Annotated in this window: 14 protein-coding genes; 3 read left to right on the forward strand and 11 right to left on the reverse strand. The window is 56.1% G+C overall.

The window, feature by feature from the left end; translation table 11 throughout:
- Together B2R17_RS20035 and B2R17_RS20040 are read right to left on the reverse strand one after the other, a co-directional pair.
- A partial coding sequence (locus B2R17_RS20035) for an ABC transporter permease (RefSeq protein ID WP_286765362.1) occupies window positions 1-2144 on the reverse strand: 2144 nt, incomplete at its 3' end.
- Window positions 2141-2896, reverse strand: a complete 756-nt coding sequence (locus B2R17_RS20040) for an ABC transporter ATP-binding protein (protein ID WP_286765363.1) — start codon at window positions 2894-2896, stop codon at window positions 2141-2143. The genes B2R17_RS20035 and B2R17_RS20040, both read right to left, overlap by 4 nt.
- Window positions 2897-3174: 278 nt before the next feature.
- On the opposite strand from B2R17_RS20040, the gene B2R17_RS20045 reads away from it, so the two are divergent.
- Window positions 3175-6087: an ABC transporter permease gene (locus B2R17_RS20045; RefSeq protein ID WP_286765364.1), complete on the forward strand. Its 2913-nt coding sequence runs from the start codon at window positions 3175-3177 to the stop codon at window positions 6085-6087.
- Window positions 6088-6131: 44 nt separating this feature from the next.
- Here B2R17_RS20045 and B2R17_RS20050 read toward each other — a convergent pair whose 3' ends face one another.
- Window positions 6132-7544: a sigma-54-dependent transcriptional regulator gene (locus tag B2R17_RS20050; RefSeq protein ID WP_037254163.1), complete on the reverse strand. Its 1413-nt coding sequence runs from the start codon at window positions 7542-7544 to the stop codon at window positions 6132-6134.
- Between the two features lie 35 nt (window positions 7545-7579).
- Entirely contained in the window at window positions 7580-8974 is a 1395-nt protein-coding gene (locus B2R17_RS20055; protein ID WP_286765365.1) for a sensor histidine kinase, read from the reverse strand.
- A gap of 225 nt (window positions 8975-9199) precedes the next feature.
- Here B2R17_RS20055 and B2R17_RS20060 point away from each other — a divergent pair, with 225 nt between their 5' ends.
- Entirely contained in the window at window positions 9200-10219 is a 1020-nt protein-coding gene (locus B2R17_RS20060) for a DUF1559 domain-containing protein (protein WP_286765366.1), read from the forward strand.
- Window positions 10220-10455: 236 nt separating this feature from the next.
- Window positions 10456-11331: an EF-hand domain-containing protein gene (locus tag B2R17_RS20065; protein WP_286765367.1), complete on the forward strand. Its 876-nt coding sequence runs from the start codon at window positions 10456-10458 to the stop codon at window positions 11329-11331.
- A gap of 185 nt (window positions 11332-11516) precedes the next feature.
- Here B2R17_RS20065 and ppk2 read toward each other — a convergent pair whose 3' ends face one another.
- The 7 genes from ppk2 to B2R17_RS20100 form a co-directional block, all read right to left on the reverse strand.
- On the reverse strand, window positions 11517-12434 hold the full coding sequence (gene ppk2, locus B2R17_RS20070) for a polyphosphate kinase 2 (protein ID WP_286765368.1): 918 nt from the start codon (window positions 12432-12434) through the stop codon (window positions 11517-11519).
- The gene (locus B2R17_RS20075) at window positions 12431-12655 is read right to left on the reverse strand and encodes a hypothetical protein (protein WP_008655086.1); all 225 of its coding nucleotides are present in this window, start codon (window positions 12653-12655) and stop codon (window positions 12431-12433) included. The genes ppk2 and B2R17_RS20075 overlap by 4 nt, the downstream gene beginning before the upstream one ends.
- Before the next feature lie 12 nt (window positions 12656-12667).
- A complete protein-coding gene (locus B2R17_RS20080; RefSeq protein WP_339886620.1) occupies window positions 12668-13828 on the reverse strand; it encodes a Na/Pi symporter in 1161 nt (386 codons plus the stop codon).
- Between the two features lie 392 nt (window positions 13829-14220).
- Window positions 14221-16422 carry an exo-alpha-sialidase gene (locus B2R17_RS20085; RefSeq protein ID WP_286765370.1) on the reverse strand — a complete coding sequence of 734 codons (2202 nt, stop codon included), beginning with the start codon at window positions 16420-16422 and terminating at the stop codon, window positions 14221-14223.
- 264 nt (window positions 16423-16686) lie between these two features.
- On the reverse strand, window positions 16687-17331 hold the full coding sequence (locus B2R17_RS20090) for a DUF3124 domain-containing protein (RefSeq protein ID WP_286765371.1): 645 nt from the start codon (window positions 17329-17331) through the stop codon (window positions 16687-16689).
- A gap of 96 nt (window positions 17332-17427) precedes the next feature.
- Window positions 17428-19734, reverse strand: coding sequence for a SulP family inorganic anion transporter (locus B2R17_RS20095; RefSeq protein ID WP_286765372.1), 2307 nt, complete (start codon window positions 19732-19734; stop codon window positions 17428-17430).
- 757 nt (window positions 19735-20491) lie between these two features.
- The gene (locus tag B2R17_RS20100; protein ID WP_286765373.1) at window positions 20492-22261 is read right to left on the reverse strand and encodes a potassium/proton antiporter; all 1770 of its coding nucleotides are present in this window, start codon (window positions 22259-22261) and stop codon (window positions 20492-20494) included.
- Window positions 22262-22396 lie beyond the last annotated feature (135 nt).

Consider the following 22396-nt stretch of genomic DNA (forward strand, 5'->3'; position numbering starts at 1 on the left):
ACGGAATCGTAGTCTGCGAGCACGAGAGCCGCGGCGCGGTGTGTCCTAGTTCGCAGGCCCGTCAACTTCGTTTGCCAATGCCATCCTGGAAGCTTGACCACTCCAGCGATCTCGTAGCTGACCTTGTTGCCCGCGTTTCGCGGTGGAGAAACGGAGATCGAGTCGCCCAGTTTCAAACCGGTTTCTTCGATGAAATGGTCGGGCACGATGCAGGCACCGCCGTTCTGCATCTGCTTCACCGCGTCGCGAGGATCACCCGCGACCCACTCCAGCGTCAGCAGTGGATGATCGCCCAAAAAGGCTTGGGCGGGATCCAATCCCACGATCACGACATTGTCTTGGCGAATGATGGATGGGCGTTCGGCGCTATGTGTTAAGTCTTCGACCAACCGAGGCTGTTCCACCACCAAGGGCAAACACCGCTGCGGATCCACGTCGGGATGATTGGCCAAATGCTCGGCGTCTTCCGGTTTCAACCCAGGACGCAGCACCACGATGGCGTCGGGAGTCCAGCTGCCAGGAATAAACGATTCCAACATGGTGAATCCCCAAACCTGGATGCCAACAAACAGTCCGAGTCCAAACGCCATCGCGATCGCGGCACCGACCGTTCGCCAAAGATGACTCGTGATTTGGCTGGTCAACAGCTTCGGATCGATCCTCAGCCATCGAGCAAACGTCGGCCCGACATAGCGATCGACCCAAACGACGATCGAAGGTGCGATCACGAAGAAGCCGACGCTGGAACAAAGAAAACCAATTGCCATCGCCAGGCCGACACTGTTTTCGTTGGGCGGGAAGACAAAGGTCAACAGCGGGTTGACCGCGATCAGCGAGAGTCCCAGCATCAACCGAAACCATCCGGGACTCCGTGAAATTTGCGTTTGATGAAGAGGTGCGACCGCATCAAGAGGTTTGACGCAGGTGCTTTTGTACGCCGGAAAAAGTGATGCGAGGAAGGCTCCGCCTAGGGAGGCCAACATCGCGAGAGTCAGATTGCGGCCGCCGAGCAAGATGCCGTGGTGGAGCAAACTGCCGAACAATTGTTCCACGATTTGCAATAAGCCCCAGCCCACGAGGATGCCCGCGATCAATCCCATCGCACCGATCACGAGGCCTTCAATCACGATCAGCAAGACGATTTGCCATTTGGTGAATGCGATGGCTCTGAGCACCGCGTATTGCCGTGTCCGCTCGGTCACTCCCATGCTGAGCGAACAAAACGTGACCAACATCGCGACCAGCATCGCCACCCCAGTGGCGGCGTAGGATTGTAGTTTGACGTTTTCAGCCTCCGACGCCTGATCGAGTGCTTCTTCGATTTCGTAGGCTTCCTGGAACTGAAGCGGAGTCTTGTAGCTGCTCAGTCGCGGTGCCCAACCGAATCGGAATTTCGTGATGTCGGCCTCTTTGTTGATCGACACGCCGAGCAAGCTGATTCGAAAGGTTTCGCCAAGAATTTCCTCGGCTTGAGCAATGTGAATGAATGCTTCGCCAAAGCTGGGCGTCAACATCGGAATCGAGCCCGCATTCATCGTCGGTGGCTTGGGAGCGTCCAGCAAACCAACGATCTGAAACGCCACCAGGTCTTGGCCGTCTTCACCAGGACGAGGTCTCTCGATATTCAACCAATCGCCAACATGCAATTGACGGCGTTTGGCAACATCCGCTCGCAAGACAGCTTGCGGTGATTCGGTTTCCGGTGACAACCAGTGTCCTACGGATACATCAAATGGAGACTGTTCCGCGTCCGTCGCCATGAACATTAGACTGGGGAGCAGCCCTCGCGGACCGTCACCGGGACCTGGGCGAACAGCGTGAACAGCTGGCGGCAAGTTGGGAGTTTGGATCGCGATACGTTTGGCCCACATCGGATCCACCGTGGCAACGGCAGGATCATCAAGCAATGGCTGCATGACGTCTGCCGAGGCAAAATCGTTTTCGTCTGCGCTGATTGGTGCGATTGTCAGTTCGTATCGACCCAGAGCAAGATTGCTGAATTCATCGTATGTTTTGTGCAACGCCTCGTAGCTGCTGGTGACCCAAATCACCATGCAAACCGCCGCTGCGATGGCGACGGTGGTCAGTGCGGTGCGTGTCGAGCGTTCGCGAAGAAACGCGAGGGCGAGCCGAAGGACCTTCAATGCACCGCCTCCGCACCGAGGGCTTTCTGGTAACGGTTCGCGACGGTTTGAGGGTCTCGAATCCCGTCCGTTTTGAATTCGGCCAAGTCGGTGCCATCCTTCATCACCACCACTCGATCCGCCCACATCGCGACGTGCGGTTCATGTGTGACGACGACGATGCTGCGCTGTTCTTCATCAACGAGGCTTCTTAGCAGCCGGCAGATGGTCGTACCGGTGGCCGAATCCAAGCTGCCGGTGGGCTCGTCGGCCAGCAGGATTGCCGGATCGCAAATCAGGGCTCTCGCAATCGCGATGCGTTGTTGCTCGCCCCCGGACAGAGCCATCGGGCGATGTGAACGTCGCTCACTCATCCCAAGCCGATCGAGCAGACGTTCGACTCGATCGTCCAAATTGGTCGCTTCATTCGCGGGCAGGCGAATGTTCTCTTCCGCCGTCAATGCAGGGATCAAGTTGTAGGCTTGGAAGACGATCCCCAAGTTCTTTCGACGAAACTTGGTGAGAGCAACGTCGTTCAGCTGGGAGAGATCTTGACCGGCGATGGACACCTGTCCCGCATCGACCTGGATCAGCCCCGCCATCGCGTGAAGCAGCGTGCTTTTTCCCGAACCAGAGGCACCCATGATCGCGACCAGTTCACCCGATTGAACGGTCAGGTCCACTCCATCCAGCGCGCGGACGGATGAGTTGCCTTGGCGAAAAGTCTTGTGAACTTGATCGATTTGCAGCGGTGGTGTGTTGTTTGAAGGCACGGAAGGAGTGGCTCATTCAAAGTGATTGAAGAAGCTCTGCATCAAAAAATGGAGCCAGAGCAATGGGATCAACGACGGAGAATCGACAAGGCGAATGGACGTTGCGTTTGAACTCAAGGTGGCGATGGAGAATGCGTCGCCGCTGGCGAAATTTTCATCGGCCAGAACGTGCTGCCATCTAAGAATGGTCGAGTTTCGCGAAAGAAATCGCATTGGTCCGGTGATTGCAATTGCCGGGCCTTCCTTACCGATTGGCCAACCCTGTTGATGCTGCCTTCATGAATTCACTTCGTTTTTTGATCCAGTTTGTTGGTGCACAGATGCGTCTGAATCCCGGACGCGCATGCATCACGACGCTGGGGATCATCGCTTCGACCTGTGCCGTGGTTTGGGTGGTCAGCGGTTACGACGCGTTGGTGTCTCAGTTCGATGAGAACAGCGAAAAGTATTTGGGGCGTTACGATCTGCTGATCATGCCCAAGTCAGGACCGCCGGGATCGGAAACCCCGCTCATTCAGTCCGCTTTGGTGGATGAGTTGAAACGAGACGCGGGAGTTTTGGAGGTCAATCCGATCGGTCAATCACGGGTCACGGTGATCCCAATTGGAAATCAGACGGAAGACGAGAAGTCATCGCTCGACTATGTGGTGGGGGCACGTCCGCCCGTCAACGGTGCTCCGCCGTTGGACCCGACATTGGTCAGCACGCCTGCGATTGAACCACCTTACGAGTTGCTTCAAGGACGCTGGTTGACCGAAGACAACGAAGCAAAAGAAGTTGTCATCGGTGAGTTGGTCGCGAAAGACAAAAGGCTTTCCGTCGGTGATGACCTAAAGCTGCTTTCGTTGGCAAACGAAGTGGAATTGACCGTCGTGGGGATCGTCGAGCAAGCTCCGCAGGCACCATCGTTGTCGTCGCGAGGTCGCGGTGGGCCGCCGTCTGGAAAGCGACCCAGCAAACCGCGAAAGCCGAAACCTGATTTGAGTGAACCGAAGAGCGAAACGAATCAGACCGTGCTGGGGATGCCCAAGAATTTTTCACAGGGCATCGCGGCCAACGCGATTTATGTCCGTCCCGAACTGGCGGAGTGGATCAACGGCTACGTTTCGAAACCTCAGGTGTTGCAAGTTGCGATTCGCGACACGGTCACCATTCAGCAATTTCGTGAAGCTTGGGAAGAACGCCTGACCAGCGGACGGCCCGCGATGCAGTTGATCGACTTCGAGGCCGTGCGAGCGGGGATGGAGTCGAATCGATCTGTGTCAGGCCAGCGATCCCAGGCTTGGGCTGCGACCGGGATGGCGACGCTGGCGGCGATCTTCATCATCTTCTCGACACTCAGCATGGGCGTCACCGAACGCACTCGCGAATTCGCGATGTTACGAGCGGTTGCTCTGACTCGAGGGCAAATTGCCACGATCGTCGCGGTTGAAAGCGTCTTGCTTGCGATCGTCGGTTGGCTAGGTGGGTTGGCGGCTGGCTATTTGATGTTGGTTGTCGGCAGTCACTACGTTCCTGGATGGTTTGGGGCAGATGCCGTCTTGGGCTGGGGGTGCATCGTGTTGTCTGGAGTGACCGTGCTGGTTGGTGCGTTGGGTGCGGCGATTGTTCCCGCTTGGCGAGCCACTCGCATTGAACCGCTCGACGCGATGACATCCAAGCTGTCGACACCCGGCATTCAGTCTTGGATGGTTTGGGGGGGGATCGGGTTGACGCTCTCCGCACTGACACCGCTTCTCGTTTTCGCGATTCCAATGTCGGACGAATGGCGAACGTGGGCGTATGGATTCCTGACGTATCCGACTTTGTTGCTGGGCATGATTTGTTTGGCACCAGCTATCGTCGTGGGAAGCGAGCGGACGATTGGACCCTGGGTGACTCGTGCGTTGGGGCTGGATACCCGAATGATGAAGACGCAGTTGTCGGCCAATTTGTGGCGGACGGTCGGAGCAACATTGGCATTGTCGATCGGTTTGGGACTTTATGCTTCGACTCAGACCTGGGGATATTCCATGTTGAAGCCGTTCACCCCCGGGAATTGGCTTCCCGATGCCTTGGTCGCCTTTCACCCAGTTGGGTTGGATGAGGAGAGAATTGACGACGTCAGAAAAGTGTCCGGGGTGCGTCCCGATCGGGTGATGCCGTTGGCGATCGAACAAGCCAGGTTTGATTGGGGCGATGCCGATCAGCCTTCCCGTGTGCAACGTGACAATGCGGTCCTGTTCGGGATTGATCCAGCGATGGCATTTGCCAGTGAAGACACGTTTCTGACCTTCGCATTTGTAGAGGGCGATCGAGCGTCCGCCATCGAAGCGTTGCAATCCGGCGGCTCGTGTCTGATCTCAGAAGACTTTCAAATGAGCACTGGGTTGAGCGTCGGCGATGAGTTGAGCTTCACGCCGCCGACTGCGGAAGACGAACGCGTGACCTACCGCATCGCTGGAGTCGTGTCGTTGCCTGGGTGGCACTGGGTGACAAAGTTTTCGGGAGTGAGGCGACACTTTGTTCGGACCGCAACCGTGGTGTTCGCAAATCGGGAACAGGTGCAACGAGACTTCCATTTGCATCAAACGGAATTTGTTTGGATGGACATCGATGATGATGCTGACTTGTCGTCGATGGAAGCCGATTTGCAATCGATCGCCGAACGAAAGTCTGGAGAAACCTTTGTAGCAAGCGGTTTGGGAAGCGTGAAATCGTACCGTCCGTTCGCTCGGATGACCGCATCGGAGAACGTCCGCAAAGCGATCAAGCTTCGAGCTGACGACATGATTTGGGGAATGAGCTATCTGCCGTTGATCACGCTCGCGATCATGTCGCTGGCGATTGCCAACACGGTCATCGCGTCGGTGCGATCACGAACGTGGGAGTTTGGCATCATGCGGTCTATTGGCGTGACCCGAGGCCAACTGGCACGCTTGGTCATCGCCGAAACGATCTCGATCGCGGTCGGTGCCTGTTTGCTGAGTTTGATCTTTGGATTGATTGCCGGATGGTGCGGCGTCGGGATGGCCCAGTATGTCGGTTGGTTTGCGGGACCGCCGAACTTCATCATTCCGTGGTCCCACCTGTCAATCGGATTCGCGATGACGATCGGGCTGTGCTTGTTGGCAGGATTGTGGCCCGTCGTGCGAATCGGCCGGGCCGAACCGCTTGGATTGCTACAAGCCGGACGCGGCGGCCAAGGATGAACGAGACGGTGAGTCTTGTCTTTGCTTCGCGTCGTTGACTTCATTCACTGGTCGTCGATGCCGTAGGCCTTCATGCGATCACGAAGCGTGCCACGGTGGATGCCCAGCATCTCCGCCGCCTTTGCCCGATTGCCTCCCGTGTGCTTTATCACCGATCGCAGCAACGTCGGTTCGGTTGCAGCCAGGAAATCGCTGTGCAACGTCACCGAGTCGGGGTTGGCTTCGATCGCGTTCTCTGACCAGACACGAATGGATTTTTCCATCGCGAGAACGGGAGATGTGGTTGGTGCGTCGCGCCCTGGTTTGGGTTCGGGGAAATCATCGATGGTGAGTTTGCGGCCGCGGCTGACGACGGCGGCGTGCCCGACCGCGTTTTTCAATTCGCGAATGTTGCCGTGCCAGGGGCGTGCGTGAAGTTCATCCAGCAATTCATCATCGACCGCTGATTCGATGTCCGCGTACTTCATCGCCGAAAGGAAGTGACGGCAGAGCGGCCCGATGTCTTCCACGCGATCTCTCAGCGGTGGAAGGTGAATTTGCACGCCGGTCAAACGATGAAACAAATCTTCGCGAAAGGCGTTGGTGGCGACGTCTTCGTGCAGGTCGCTGTTTGTGGCGGCGAGGATACGAACGTTGGCGGTTCGTGGTTTGACATCGCCCACGCGGCAGTACTCGCCTTGTTCGAGCACTCGCAGCAATTTGACTTGCGTGCCCAACGGCAGGTCACCGATTTCGTCGAGCAACACGGTGCCGCCTTCGGCACGTTCAAACAATCCGGCCCGGTCGTCGCTGGCACCCGTGAACGCTCCTTTGACATGACCGAACAGTTCGCTTTCGATTAAATCCGGATTCAGTGCGACTGGGGCGATGGGAATGTAAGGTCCATCGGCGCGGCGACTGTGCCGGTGAATCGCGGCGGCGACCAATTCTTTGCCGGTGCCCGTTTCACCGGTGATCAGCACTGACAGATCGCTGTCGGCGACCAAGGCGATTTGCCGGAAGACTTGTTGCATCGCCGGTGACGTGCCGACCAGCACCGACGGATCGACGTCCATTGGCTGAGTCGCGGTGGGAGCCGTTCGACGCGAAGATTTTTGGAGTGCCGTTCGGCAGGTGCGCAGAGCGTCTTCGAGTTTGAATGGTTTGGTCAGGTAGTCGGTTGCTCCGTTTTTGACTGCTGCGACAGCGGTTTCCAAGTCACCAAAGGCGGTGATGATGATGACCGGAGCGTTGTCAGTTGCTTCCAAAAACTTTGGCAATGCCGAGATGCCATCTTCTTTCGGAAGACGCACGTCGAGGATCACCATCGAAACGTCGTTTTGGGCTGCCAGCCGCAAACCTTCCTCGGCGCTGGATCCCGTGATGACCTCATGTCCTTCGCTGGTGAGCATCTTTTCAAGTGCCCAGCAGATGGAAGGTTCGTCATCGACAACGAGAATGGTGTGTGCTGTGGTCATGTCAAAAACTGTGGTTCGTTCTGTTGGTCCAGCGATCAAAGAATTCGCGTGTCCAACTCAAAAATGGTTCGTTCGTTTTCTCGCCGCCATTGCACCGATCCGCCCAAGTATTCTGCGGAACGTTGGACAACGGGAAGCCCCAGTCCCATGCCTTCGGGTTTGGAGGTCACAAACGGTTCGAAGAGGTTTGCCGCCACTGCATCGGGAATGCCGGCACCATTGTCGGATACCGTGACTCGAAGCATGTTCTCGCTCAACTGTTGCAGGGAAACGTCGACTTCGTCACCCGCCTGAATCGCGTTGTGGATCAAGTTGGTCACGGCCGCCACCCATGTTGGACCATCTTGAATTCGGCGTTGACGCAGATCGTCGTCCAATTCCCATCGCAGGTTCACTCGCAAATGATTTGCGATGGGCGACAGACTGGTGCGGACATCGTCAAAGCATGTTTGCACTTCGGTCGGTCGATCTTTGTCTTGACGTCCGGAGGCGACCAGCAACAAACGACGAACGTAATCTTCGGACAGCTCGATTTGATGGATCGCCACCCGGATCCCTTCGTCGTCGGTCGCTTGGCATTCTTGAGCGTGCAGTTCGACGGCCATGCGAGCACCGGTCAAACTGTTTCGCAATTGATGAGCCATGCCGCCCGCGATTTGGTGCAAGAGCTTTTCGCTTTGCTGACGGTTGATTTGATTCCAAAGTTGTTTGAGCTGTTGGGCCATGGAATCCACCGCTCCGCCGAGTCGACCAATTTCGTCGGGCACTTCTTCATCAGACGCATCGTCTGTGACCGCTGAATCGAAGTCTCCGTTGGCCACCGCTTCGACGCGCCGTTGCAGTTTGCTGATTCGGCGAATCAATCGTGATGTCAACCAGAACGTTAACGAACTGAGTGCAACGATCGTCGACAACCCAGTTGCCAGCGGAAGGATCGCGGCTTGCCGGCGATTGGCGTTGAACTGTTCGTCTTCAAACAGAACCACCACCGCGGTGACTCGGTCTTGGCGGAGTTGGCTGCCGACGGTTTGAAAGGCGAACACTCGGAACCGAGTCCCGTCATCGTTAGGCACGATCGCCGCGGGCAGAGGTTGCTGGTTCTGCAGGTGTTCTTTGAAAGACGTTCGTGCGGCTTCGTCCAAGTTCAGCGTGGACGAGGTGACGTGACCGCTGGAGCTCAACCCGATCAATTGCGTCCGGGTCAGATCCGCGAGAGATTCCAGGACCATCGAGTTGAGCGGGAAGTTCGAATCCGACAGCGTTGATTGAATCGCGGAAAAACGTTGCTCCAGATCCTTCATCGCTCGTTGGGTGCCCAGCCAATACGAAGCGATCGCCACCAGCACCGCCGCCATCAGCGCCGTGGCGATGATGGGGGTGAGGAGGCGAAGTCGCAGCGAACGAAGAGGGGGAGATGTCACGGGACTCATTCTATTTGGATGTCCGAGACGAAAAATCCGCCGCCGGTGGCGAAAGACCCGCCGCGGTATTGGCTGAAACGAGGCAATCGGATCATCATGTTGCTGTTTTCACGCACTGTGTGTGGGTGGCACACCGCGTGCTTCTACGAGTTTCGATCTGAACCTGATTGACCTCCATGTTTTACCCATTCGGGGGCCTCTGGGATGAGGCTCTCCCCACGAAGGACTCGCTCGATGAAGAATCGTTCTGCAACTCGCTCCGCTTTCACGTTGGTCGAACTGCTGGTGGTCATTGCGATCATCGGAGTGTTGGTCGGGCTGTTGCTGCCGGCCGTGCAATCCGCTCGAGAAGCGGCTCGTCGGATGCAGTGCAGCAACAATCTGAAGCAGATCGCGTTGTCCGTCCACAACTACCAAAGTGCCTACAAAAAGTTCCCACCCTCCGCACTCGTTGATTTGAGCGTGACCTCCACCGGCAACAATGGGTCTTGGGGAGTGCACGGACGGATCCTGCCGTTTTTGGAACAGGGCAATGTTTATGAAAACATCGACCTTTCGTTGGCTTGGGACAACCAGGAAGCCATCGATGGCCTGAAGATCCCAACCTACGCTTGCCCGAGCGATCCCGGAACCGATCAAGAGCGAACGTTCAGCGATGGCCGGCCCACGTTGTATCCGACCACCTATGGATTCAACTTCGGCCGATGGTTTGTATTTGATCCCACGACCCAGAAAACTGGTGACGGGATGTTCGCTCCCAACCAGTTTTACAGCTTTCGAGATTGCTTGGATGGCAGCAGCCACACGTTGCTGACTGGCGAGGTGAAAGCTTGGACTCCCTATCAACGCAACGGGGGTCCATCCGACACGGCCATCCCCGCCAATCAAGCTCAAGCCGAATTGGTCGTTGCCAGCGGTGCCCAGTTCAAGAACACCGGACACACCGAGTGGCCGGATGGTCGTTGCCACCACACGGGATTCACCGTGACGTTGCCTCCCAACAGTGACGTGGAATTCGAGACGGGTGGGCAACTGTACGAACAGATGGATTTTAGTTCATGGCAAGAAGGAAAAGACGGTCAAAGCGGTAACCCGACCTACGCGATGATCACCTCCCGCAGTCACCACGTCGGATTGGTGCAAGTCGCAAGAGTGGACGGGAGCGTCTCGTCTGTCACCGAATCGGTCGAACTCTCGATTTGGCACGCCTTGGGAACTCGAGCAGGTCGCGAAGTCATCCAGGGCGAATACTGATTTTGTCTTGAGACGTACCGCGGATGAGGTCGGCTTTTGGGGAAGTACGTTGCCCCTGAATGTGATTCCTCGTCCCGCGGCGGTGGTGAGCGAAGACCCGAAAAAGTTTCTCGTCGCAAAAAAGGAAATTTGTTTGGCGGTTGTTGGGATGAGTCGCAACTGACTCATTAGCAGCATGTGATCAAGGGTTTGATCGCGGGCTTGCAATCATTCCCACACCACTGGAGGCCTCCGCGATGAAGGCACTGACTCAATTTTCGTTCGTTGTACTGACTGTTGCTGGCATGTGTTCCGCAGTGGCTCAGCCGCCTGAACGCGGAGACCGCGAAGGACGGGGCGGCCGCCCCGGAGCTGATCGTGGCCAACGTTCGCCCGTCGAGCGTTTGATGCGTTTGGACACGGACGAAGACGGCAAGCTGACCGAAGAAGAAGTGGGCGATTCCCGGCTCAAATCGTTGATCACCCGAGCGGACAAAGACGAAGACGGCGTCGTGACTCGTGAAGAGCTCGAAGCGATGGTCGGAAGCCGCGAACTTGGCGATGGCGCACGCGGTCCTCGCGGCAACGGTGACCGCGGTCCACGTGGCGACGGCGATCGTGGCCCACGCGGTGAAGGTCGCGGACCCGAAGGTGGTGCTCGACGTGGCCCGCGAGATGGTGATGGTGACCGTGGTCCCCGTGCTGATGGCGACCGTGGTCCTCGCGGCCAAGAAGGCCGTGGACCTCGTGGCGAAGGTGACCGCGGACGCGGCCCTGGACCAGGTTTCGGTGGACCACCACGCGATGGCGACATGCAAGGTCGTCGTGGTCCCGGCGGGCCTCCACAAGTGGGCCAAGTATTGCCAGCGTTCGTGCAAGAGCACATGAGTTTGAGCAACGAACAACGCGAAGCGATCGCAAAGCTGCAGGCAAAGGTGGATGCGGAGCTCAAAGAGATCTTGAGCGAAGAGCAGCTGCAAGCGATGCGTCGTGGTCCTGGCCAGGGACCTCACTCGGCCGAAGGACACGAGCATCATCACGGCGATCATCCGGAAGGTGCTGATCGACCCTCGCGTCCAGATCGCGCAGAACGCGGTGACCGCCCAGAACGTGCTGATCGGCCCGAACGCTAGTCGTCGCAGGATTCACGAACGGTCAGGTCTGCTAACCAAGCAGACCGCCCAAGCAAGCAGACGACACAGCCATTGAGCTCGCATTGCTCGGGTCGATTTCTTCGGAATTCGATCCGAGCTTTTTTTGTGAATCGACTGCATCAAAACCGATTTACAAACAGTTCAACATCCGAGGCGGTCCCGATTCAGTAGACCATCGGGACGAAGACTTCTTGAGGGAGCTCATTGCGTTTGTACTCATCGCTGTGCAAACGATCCGGCAACTCCACCGTATCCTGTGGGACTTCGCCGTAAGGGATTTGCGACAGCAAGTGATGGATGCAATTCAGTCGTGCTCTTTTCTTGTCGTTGCCTTCAACAACCCACCAAGGTGCCTCGGGAATGTGTGAACGTTCCAGCATGATTTCCTTGGCTTTGGTGTATTGCTCCCATCGTCGACGAGATTCCAAATCCATGGGACTGAGTTTCCATTGCTTCAACGGGTCGTTGATGCGGCATTGAAACCGAAACTCTTGTTCTTCATCCGTGATGGAGAACCAATACTTCAGCAGGATTGTTCCCGAGTCAACGATCATCCGTTCAAAGTCGGGGACGGTTCGAAAGAATTGTTCGTATTCCTGATCGGTGCAAAATCCCATCACACGCTCGACCCCGGCGCGGTTGTACCAACTGCGGTCAAACAGCACGATCTCTCCGCCGGCAGGAAGGTGCGGTGTGTAGCGTTGGAAATACCACTGCGTCTTTTCGCGTTCGTTGGGTGCCGGCAATGCGACAACGCGGCAAACACGCGGATTCAGTCGCTGGGTAATGCGTTTGATCGCACCGCCCTTGCCCGCGGCATCGCGACCTTCAAACAACACCGCGACTTTGACACGATTCGCGACCACCCATTCTTGAAGCTTCACCAGTTCCAGCTGCAGTTTCAGCAAACTGGCAAAGTACTCTTTGCGGCCAATTCTACCGCCGTCATCAGTGCTGCGTTTCGCGGAACGTTCCATCAACGCATCGCCGATCTCGGCCTCAATCTCTTCGTCGATGGAATCCAGGATGTCGTCGCGTATTCGGTCGTAGTCAGTGGATCGCTCGGATTCGGACACGGTCATTTCCCTCTGCGGTATTCTTCGACAAGGAATGCCAAGAATTCTCGGATCGATCGCAACGAGAACTCTGCACTCTTCATGTGGTTTTCAAGACCTTCGATCTGGATCTCTTGTTCGGCCTCTTCGCGCCGCTGCATCTCCGCTTTCAGTTGCTCAAGCGTCGATTCGGTGTCTTCGATTAAATTCCGAATCGTTTGCGTCGAGTAGTGTTGGAACCCGCTCATGGTTGGTGCCTCTTAAAGGATGCTGGAGATGCCCAGGCACAGCCCGGGGATGAGGAAGAACACACCAACGATGTACGCCAACGCGATCAATTTGTTTTCCGACGCGGTTGCACCCAGCCATTCGGCGGCGCGAACCGGCACGAATCGAAGGAAAGGGATGCCATAGATCACCAGGACTCCCAGCACGTTGTAGGTCAGGTGAATGAATGCAATCTGAAGAGCGGCGGATTGGTTCCCATCGACCGCCGTCGCGGCTAGCAACGCGGTGATGCAGGTGCCGATATTTGCCCCCAGCGTGAACGGGTAGATCTGTTTCAACCCGAAGGCACCGGATCCCGCCAGCGGCACCATCAACGACGTCGTCGTGGACGAGGACTGAACCAAAACGGTGACGAATGTTCCTGAGGCGATTCCTGAAATGGGGCCTTTGCCAATCGCAGCGTGCATGATGCTTTTCGCTCGCCCGACCATCAATTGCTTCAGCAGTTTGCCGACATAGTGAATGGTTAAAAAGATCATCACGATGCCGAGCAAAATCAGGATGATTCCGCCGATTCCATCGGACAGATTTTCAACCATATGTTTGGCGGTGTTCACCACCGGTGCGGTCGCGGCTTTGACGAAGTTCATTCCCTTCATCGAAGCGTTCTCAACGACGAAGAGACTTGCCAGTGAGCTGCCGAGTTTCTCTAGCAGTCCAAACATCATTTCGAGTGGTAGGAAAATCACCACCGACAACAGGTTGAAGAAATCGTGCACCGTCGCCGCGGCAAAGGCACGAGCAAACTCCTTTTTCTCGCGAACGTGACCGAGCGAAACGATCGTGTTGGTGATCGATGTGCCAATGTTGGCTCCCATGACCATCGGGACCGCAACGGAAACCGGCAGGCCTCCCGCAACCAACCCGACGATGATGGATGTCACCGTGGATGAGGATTGAATCAAAGCGGTTGCGACCGTTCCGACAACCAGCCCCGCAAAGGGATTGGTTGCGAACGCGAACATCTCTTCGGCTTCGTCACCGGTCGCCGTTTTGAAACCACTGCCAATCAACCCAACGGCGCAGATCAGCAAGTAGACCAGCACCGCAACAGTGATCCATTGCAGGATTGGGTTGCCGCTTTGAGTGGTGGTCATCTCTTCAGACACCGCTTCGTCCAATGCGTCTTCCATAACGCTCTCGCTGGCTACATTCATGGGGAAACCGTGGGGGGAGAGCGAAGGCTCTTTCAATGAGGAGGGCCCGTTTGGCTCGGAACCGACCCGTTTGGAATGGTATCGTCCGAAGGCTGAGTAGGTTATGAGAAGCCGACTCGAATCGATCAAGCGTCTCATTCTGGTGTGTCAAATGGGACACTCCTCACTTCCTCAAGCGAACCAGCGGCTTTTGCGGACGAATCATGAGTCCACCTGCCGGGCGCATTTCGATCGCGAATCGGAAGTTCATCAAAACTTCATGAACGTGCAAGGCTTTGAATTTTGAACCCCCCGTGTCATCCGACCGATTTGGCCGGCTTACACGTGTGGGCGAAACGGTTTCGGGCACAATCCGCTGCGAATCCGTTTCAACGATTGGCGGATGGTTTGGTCGCCAATGGTTTGCTGATCAGGCACCGCAGTTTTGAGTTCGGTGAAACCAGCTTCCTCGCCTCGATGTCGGCTTCCGTGAACCGAGCCATCAGCACTTCGCCGTCGGTGGCGCGATTGCGATCGTAGGAGATATAGATCGAACCGTCGGACGACTGAAAGCCATCGGGGTAGCTGATCCCTTTGCGTTCATCCAACATCAAACCGCCGAACCAAGTTTGCCCTTCATCGTCGGACAACCAAGCACTCAGGGCCACTCGTCCGCGATGTGAGTCAAAGGCCTCGCCATGTTTGATCAGCAGCAAACGACCTGATTGCAAACGCCGGACATGGAATCTCGCGTTGGGGTGTTTGATCTTCGATGCGACTGCCGCGGACCAAGTCTGACCGCCGTCGACCGATGTGCTTTCCATGATCCCCTTTCGAGTGCGAGCGAGCATCCAAAGTGAGTCATCATTCCGCTGGACGATCATGTGTTCGTGCCAGTCTGGATTGGGGAATGTTGCACGTCCTCGGCGATGCCAAGTCTCGCCCTGATCTTTCGAGACAAAGACGTTCGCACCTCGCAGGGGATCGAGGTTTCGGAAGCAGTTACGAAACGCTCCCAGTCCACCACGCTCGTCCAGCGAAACCGGAAGCATCCAGTCTCCATTGGAAAGAACGGTTGGTTTGTTCAACGTCACTCCGTGCCAGATTCGACGAGGTGTGGACCACTCCGGATTGTCGGCATCAGGGTTCTCGCAAACAATCGCCCATACGCCACCACGTCCGTCGAACATGTCCATCGATTGATCGAAGAACAGCCAAAGTTTGCCGTTGGGGTCAGTCCACAAATTGCCCACCAAGATGCTGCGAGGACGCGGCAGTTCTCTCGAGTGTGAATCCAGAACGAGTCGCGGCTGAGTCCAATTCTTTCCGTCGTCGTCACTGGTCGCGACCACGAAGAAGGCTTTGGGGCTGTCACCACCCGCCACCCAGCACGCCCACAAACGACCGCCGGGAGTTTGCGAGATTCCAATCGTCATGCCGTAGTCCAAGTTCTCATAGCTGTACTCGGGTAGCGGTGACAAGTTTGGCGTTGGTGGTACCAGAGCAAGGTCTGCCATTTCTTCGAGTTCGCGAATTTTACGTTGCTCGTCGAGAACATCTTCGTCGGCCAATTTTCGCGGCGGAGCGACCATCAATTCCTCGATCTCATCTGCCAGCTGTTGAGGCGAGGATGCGATTTTGACGTAAGAATGCGCGGCCAATTTTTCGCGTGGTGGTTCCTGCAACCAAGAAGTGATGCCAGGTTCTTTCACCTCGACTCGACCGTTTCGGATCACTTGCCAGACCTTTGGTTCTGCACCGCGGACGGCGTACAACGTAGCGGCTTGGTCATAGCTCGGTTTGCCATTGTCGATGGACATCTTTTTGCCCGGCATCGGACGCAACTCATATGTGCGGCGGACCGGATTGTTTTTGGGTGTCGTTTTGAGTTTCGCTCCGGTCACCAACTGTTGGCCGACCTCGAATCCGTGCCAGACGATTTCGCCGGGCCAGTGATCCGCCACAAACTGAGCAGCTTCGACATGGGTGGCGATGTTGGTTTCTCGTCGGTTCGATTTTGGGAAGTGACCACCCATCACAACCAGCCGTTGGACTTTGGTTCGAACCAGCTCGGGGGCCACTCGAGCGAGTTCAGCCAAATTCGAAAATGCTCCGATGCTGCAAATCGTGACGCTTTGATCGGCCTCCGCGATCAGGGCTCTTCGATACACATCGATCGCATCTTTGGCATCCTTGTCTGCCGGCGCGTCGTGATCAAATTCGTCTCTCAAAGCAATTGTGTAGGGACTGGCTCGTTGCAAAGCGGTTGGCCCATTTTTGTCGGTCCCAATCGGGATGTCACCGCGACCGTAATAGGTGTTGACCGCGTCCACCGCAGCGGCCGATGCATCAGTGAGGTCACGTCGATTGGTAACGACCGCCAGGATTTCGCATTCACCTCGATCGGCCAACGCATGCAAAAGGGCCAGCGCACCTGCGTCGTCGCAATCGCCCGACATATCGGTGTCGAGGATCAATTTCACAGGCTCGCGAATCGCCGAACGTTCATTGACCTGCGACACGCAAACGGCGGGAGCGACCGCAAACACGACAAGGGACGCAAACAGCAAACGAGGCATCGGTGACAGCATGGGAAAATCTCGGTGGGATCCGTCACGACAACCGGGGTAGCCTGCGGATGGATGGGACGGTGGGGAGGCGAAACGCGATCGGATTCGGACCCGGCACATCGACCGAGTGACGGTCCGTTCAATCGTTTCGGTGGGAGGTGAGGAGCGGCGACATTTTAATCCGATCCGCCGATGGCTGAGGCCGGTCGGACCAGCGTAACAATCGCCGGACGAACCAACCGTCAACGTACATGGTCGTTGCGGAAATGGATCCAGCGAGGTTGTTCAGTCGCCTGCCGGAGCAACGTTTTCGGAGTCGGTTGAAGACTCGCCACCGGAAACGCTTTCGCGAATCGGGACAGCTGAGGAGGTGAACGAGATGCCTTGTGTATTGCTGGTGTCGACCATCACCGTTTCAACAATCGGTTGATTGACTTCGGTACCGGCTTTCCACTCAACGAGGAAGCTGGCTCCGCTGCCACCAAATTTGTCATCCCGTTCGATCACGAATTCAGTGGCGGCGAGAGGAGCGAGTTGCAGCGGTTTTTGGAGCAACGATCGCAGTTCTTTGCCACTGGTGTCGAAGTACCGAACGGAGGTGACGACGATCTCATTGTTCACATCCGTGTTGCGAACGTTCAACGTGACCGTCAGCAAATACGGTTCGCCCTTTTGATGATAAACGTGCGAATAGGCGGGCACGTACAAACGTTGTCCGGTGACGGGACGCCACGGCATCGTGTCCAGTTCCCGCCGAGCCTCGTCGCGAACGCTGGGCGTATGGTTGGGCAGGTTTTCTTCAATCGATCGAAATCGAAATTCGATGAAAACCACCAGCAAGACGATCGGCACAATCACAAACAGAAACGTCAGCAGCTTGAGATGCCGCGAAATCTGTTCCGCACGTTCTTCGCTGAAGGGGGTCGGCATGGGTGGGCAAGTGGGTTGGATGAATGGGCGTGAACTTGGCGTTCACGCCCAGAATCTTCGGGCGAATCGGTCATCTGACGACGTTCGCCCGAGACGTTATCCAGCCACTTCTGCCGTTTGACCCGATGATGAATCGGGCATGGCACCCGAAACGCTGTCCCCGAGGAACTTCGTGTGGCCAGACTTCACATCATACAACGCGCCGATCACCTTCACACGACCCGCTTCCACGGCTTCGCGAATGATTCGGCTTCGTTTGACGATCTCATCGACCGTGTGCATCACGTTGTCTTCAGCCACTTTGTCGACGTACTGTTCCATCGCCTCTTCGCTCAAGTTTTCAATTGCTCGAGTGACATCGCTTGGAATGCACGGTGCAATTTCGTCAACAATCGGTTGCAAGTGTTGGCAACCGGTCGCCGCTTCTGCTCCTTTGTTCGCGGCAACCAAATTGACCGATGAGGTCACCGCTCCGCATCGGGTGTGTCCCAAGACGGCGACCAGCTTCACACCGGCAACGCCGACAGCGTATTCCAGGCTGCCCAGCGACTTGGTGCCGACAATGTTGCCCGCAACGCGAACGCTGAAGATGTCACCGACGCCGAGGTCAAACACCAACTCGGTTGGCACCCGCGAATCGATGCAGCTCAAGATCGCGGCCAACGGATTCTGTCCCGCCGCCGTCGCGTTGACCTGTTGTCCCAAGTCACGGTTCAGACGCGTGCCGCTGGTGAAACGCTGGTTTCCGTCGTGCAAGATCTTGATGACCTGATCCGACGTGACCTTCTCTTGTAATTCGCGTGAAGTGAAGTCTGCAAATTGCTTGGCGTCACTGAGTTGGTACTTCTGGCGGAATCCCTTGAGATTGACGGAAATGTTTCGGGCGGGAGCAACGTTTTGCTTGAAGTCACGGATCAAACTCAACACGTCGGGATCGATGTAGTCCGAACCGGATGCGTCGATCACCAGTTTGCTTCCTGGCTGAGCCTCGTTGAGGACTCGGTCCAAAGCGGCGCGATTGAGGAAGCTGACTTGGTTGGAAAGTTCGATGTGGGTGACATCACCGTCAACTTGAGTTTCCACGATCCGGCGAATTGGCCGACGCAGATTGCTGTTGAGAATGAACAGAACGCTGATTGCTAGACCAATCAAAATACCGATCAACAAGTCCGTCACGACAATCGCGATGACCGTGATGATAAACGGTGTGAATTGGTAGCGACCTTCCTTCCACATTTGTTTGAAGATGGTTGGGCTGGCCAATTTAAAACCGGTTACCAACAGGATCGCCGCCAACGCCGACAGCGGAATTTTGTTCATCAGAGTCGGCAAAAAGGCAACGCTGACCAGCAACAATCCCCCGTGGAAGATGGCAGACAGTTTCGTTTTCGAACCGGAGGCAACGTTGACCGAACCACGAACGACGACCGATGTCACCGGGAGTCCGCCGATCAAACCACAAACCATGTTGCCGCAGCCCTGCGCGATCAATTCGCGGCTGGGAGGCGAGTTTCGTTTGGCTTTGTCGAGCTTGTCGACCGCTTCCAGGTTCAGCAACGTTTCCAATGACGCGACCACGGCGATCGTAACAGCGGCAATGTAGATCGCTGGATCAAACGTTCGGCTGAAGTCGGGCAGTCGTAGGAATCCAAAGAATTCAGAGAAGCTTTGTGCGATCGGGATCTGAACCAAGTGCGACCCGCTGACCAACCAGTCTTGGCCCATGTTGGTGAAACCCATGTTGAGCAACACGCCGACGACAACAACAATCAGTGGTGCGGGAACCAAGGACTTCTTCAGCGCGGGAATGCGTTCCCAAACAAGCAGAATGCCAATCGATAGAAAACCGATCACCATCGCGCCGGTATGGATTTCTCCGGCGAAGATCGTCAGCAATTCAGAAAAGGTGTTTTCTTGGTCGGGCTGGATAAACGACATCTCGCCTTCCGGGTCGGTGTCGTGTCCAAAGATGTGAGGGATCTGTTTCAGAATCAGGATCACTCCGATCGCGACCAGCAGCCCTTTGATCACGCTGGACGGGAAGAAGGCGGACAGAGCACCGCCCCGGGCGATCCCAAAAATGATTTGGATAACGCCGGCGATCAACACGGCCAACAAGAATGCTTCGAAGGAACCAAGTGTCGCGATTTGAGCGGCCACGATCGCGGTCAAACCTGCCGCGGGTCCACTGACGCTGGTGTGCGATCCACTGATCGCCGCGACCACCAAACCGCCGACGATGCCAGCGAGCAAGCCGGAGAAGAGATCGGCGCCTGATGCTAAGGCGATGCCCAAACAAAGCGGCAACGCGACGAGGAAGACAACCAAGCCCGAAATAAGATCTTGCAGGATGGTACTGGGAGAAAAAATACTGGTCGGAGTCTGAGCTTCGGAAGTCGACATAGAGGGATCCTCGGCAAAACGAAGACGTCGTTGTGCAAGCAAAAAAGGCGAATCAAGATGAGCGAACTCTCGGGAAGCAATCTGCGCAAGGGCTGATCATTTCAGTTGGTGCGAAACGCAATCCTGAAGATCAAAACTGCGTTCACGATGCAGTCAGTCACGAAAACCTATTTTCCGATGACATGTGCTTTCGCCTGCCAGTGGCAGATGCGTCGCGGGAGTTCAGAGACAAAACGGATGGATAGACCGGTGGCCTAGCATCGCATTGGCGCGAGCAATCCGTTCGTGATTCGGTGTCCCTTTGTTGCGGCAAGAATCGGGCGAGTTTGCAGGACCAAAGTGCGGTCCCGCTTGATCTCGCGATGAAGCACAAATCCGCCCTGAGCTGAGCGAGTTTGCTGGACACGTCGATGCGAAGAGCAAGGAACGCGTTCTTCGATTTCTTCCGTTTCAGTTTGTCGGCTGTTCCCCAGCAAAGAACGGGAGACAGTGGTTGAGATCCCCAGCGTTGGAAACGCGACCAAAAACAGCATGATGAAAGACATCATGCGGCTGCCGCGACCAACATCAAATGGGCTGGGGGATGTGTTCAAAACAACGGTTTTGAGAAGATGAGAATGGAAGTCTTCGCGATGAGTTGGGAGCAAGCGTCAGGTATCTTCTATGCGAAGCACCAAGGTGCTGTTCTGCCAAAAGGCAACTGAAACTTGATTTTCGACCGTTCCCTGAGCAAGCCTGAAGGCTCCGGTCCGGGAACTTATTCTAGTGGCAAGCTCGCTGCCGACAAGGATGAGTCGGTCGCCTCTGCCGGTTCCGCAAGGATCGACATCCCGACGTACAGAACAGTTCCATCGGACGATAATTCCCGTAAATGAAGTGCAATTTGATCGATTTGGACCACTGCACCGATCTTCATGTTGTTTTCACCCAAATGTTGCCGAACCAGTTCGTCGAGAGTCAGTTCCCCGTCGTCGGCCAGCTTCAGTTCATAAAATTGCTCTAAATCGCAAACCTTGATCGAGCCTCGCAGGGGAAACTCCAGTTCCTGAGGCAATTCTTTTGTATGAGTCCGAGTGGGAGCAAAAACGCGGTCCACCATCGCTCGGATGCTTGGACGAAGGACCACCACCACGTGGTCACCCTCAAGCAATTGCGAGCGTCCCTGCGGCAATACCGTTTGTTCATCGCGAACGATCAGTGCGATGACGACGCCATCAGGCAACGCCAGGTCTTTGATCATGCATCCGGACGCTCGGGAATCTTGGTCGATGTAGTAGTCGACAATGTCGCCATCGACGTTTTGCAGCGAGCTGATCTCCAACGTCACCGGTGTCTTTTGGTTCTTAGGCACTTCCAACTTCAAGAATCTTGCGACCGCCGGGAGTGTCCACCCCTGCACGAGAGCCGAAACCAAAACGACAAAGAAGACCGTGTCGAAGATGATCGAAGCGGCAGGAAGTCCCGCCATCATCGGGAACGTGGCCAACGTAATCGGCACCGCACCTTTCAGCCCCACCCAAGACAAAAACGACAATTCGCGAACGGTGAATCGAAAGGGTATCCCACACAGAAAAACCGCGATCGGTCGCGCGATAAAGATCAATACCGATGCGATCAAGAGTGCAGGAACCGTGACGTCCCAAAGGCGACTGGGGAACGACAGAATGCCGAGCGCGGTGAACATCAGAATCTGGCACATCCACGCCAGCGCGTCGTGGAAGAGCACGATGCCTCGATGAAAAACCGGGCGTCGATTGCCAATCACGACCCCAGTCAAATAGACGGCCAAGAACCCGCTGCCGCCCAGTTCCGATGCCATCCCGAACGAAAACAATCCCAAAGCGGTTGCCATCACGGGATACAAACCCGCCGCTTCCAACCGAATGTGTTGCAAAACCCAAGCACCCGCCCAACCGACCGCCATGCCCATCGCCGTGCCCACGACGGCTTGGTTGAGAAACAATGTGACCAGCCCAAACCCAAACGGTGTTTGACCGGTCAACACTTCGATCAAACCGACGGTCAGGAAAATCGCCATCGGGTCGTTGGAGCCACTCTCGACTTCCAGGGTGTTGGCCAGCCGAGGTCGAATGTGAACGCCGCCGCCTCGCAAGACGGAGAAGACAACCGACGCATCGGTGGATCCGACGATGCTGCCTAACAGCAAGCCTTGCATCCAAGACAATCCCAAGATCCAAGACGCCGCCAACCCGGTGATCACGGCGGTCACGATGACGCCCACGGTCGCTAACAACGATGCCGGTTTCCATGCCGATTGAAATGCGGCGTATGGTGTGCCGATCCCGCCGTTGAACAGAATCAAACACAAGGCTGTGGTCGCGAAACCATGTGCGAGCGTGTAGTTCTCAAACTCGATCCCGCCAATGCCCTCGGACCCGGCCAGCATCCCGATGGCCAAGAAGACCGCCAACACGGGAACGCCCATTCGAGCCGAAAACTTGTTCGACGCGATTCCTAGTAACAGCAAACTCCCGGCGATCAGGATGAGAGTTTCGATGCTGAACATGATTGGATTTGAAAAGTGGAAATGAAGTGATCCGTGACGGGATGGTCGGGTTTCTTAGTCTAAGAAACCAAACGAAAAACCGGAAAGCCCTCGCGGCACTGCCAAGGAACTTAGCGGTGTCAGCGTGAGCGTTCC

The sequence above is a fragment of the Rhodopirellula sp. UBA1907 genome, from assembly GCF_002337565.1.
Taxonomy (GTDB): Bacteria; Planctomycetota; Planctomycetia; order Pirellulales; family Pirellulaceae; genus Rhodopirellula; species Rhodopirellula europaea.

Coding starts and splice junctions, on each gene's coding strand:
- B2R17_RS20045 (WP_286765364.1), top strand. CDS start 3,175: ATGAATTCACTTCGTTTTTTGATCCAGTTTGTTGGTGCACAGATGCGT.
- B2R17_RS20050 (WP_037254163.1), bottom strand. CDS start 7,544: ATGACCACAGCACACACCATTCTCGTTGTCGATGACGAACCTTCCATC.
- B2R17_RS20055 (WP_286765365.1), bottom strand. CDS start 8,974: ATGAGTCCCGTGACATCTCCCCCTCTTCGTTCGCTGCGACTTCGCCTC.
- B2R17_RS20060 (WP_286765366.1), top strand. CDS start 9,200: ATGAAGAATCGTTCTGCAACTCGCTCCGCTTTCACGTTGGTCGAACTG.
- B2R17_RS20065 (WP_286765367.1), top strand. CDS start 10,456: ATGAAGGCACTGACTCAATTTTCGTTCGTTGTACTGACTGTTGCTGGC.
- ppk2 (WP_286765368.1), bottom strand. CDS start 12,434: ATGACCGTGTCCGAATCCGAGCGATCCACTGACTACGACCGAATACGC.
- B2R17_RS20075 (WP_008655086.1), bottom strand. CDS start 12,655: ATGAGCGGGTTCCAACACTACTCGACGCAAACGATTCGGAATTTAATC.
- B2R17_RS20080 (WP_339886620.1), bottom strand. CDS start 13,828: ATGGAAGACGCATTGGACGAAGCGGTGTCTGAAGAGATGACCACCACT.
- B2R17_RS20085 (WP_286765370.1), bottom strand. CDS start 16,422: ATGCTGTCACCGATGCCTCGTTTGCTGTTTGCGTCCCTTGTCGTGTTT.
- B2R17_RS20090 (WP_286765371.1), bottom strand. CDS start 17,331: ATGCCGACCCCCTTCAGCGAAGAACGTGCGGAACAGATTTCGCGGCAT.
- B2R17_RS20095 (WP_286765372.1), bottom strand. CDS start 19,734: ATGTCGACTTCCGAAGCTCAGACTCCGACCAGTATTTTTTCTCCCAGT.
- B2R17_RS20100 (WP_286765373.1), bottom strand. CDS start 22,261: ATGTTCAGCATCGAAACTCTCATCCTGATCGCCGGGAGTTTGCTGTTA.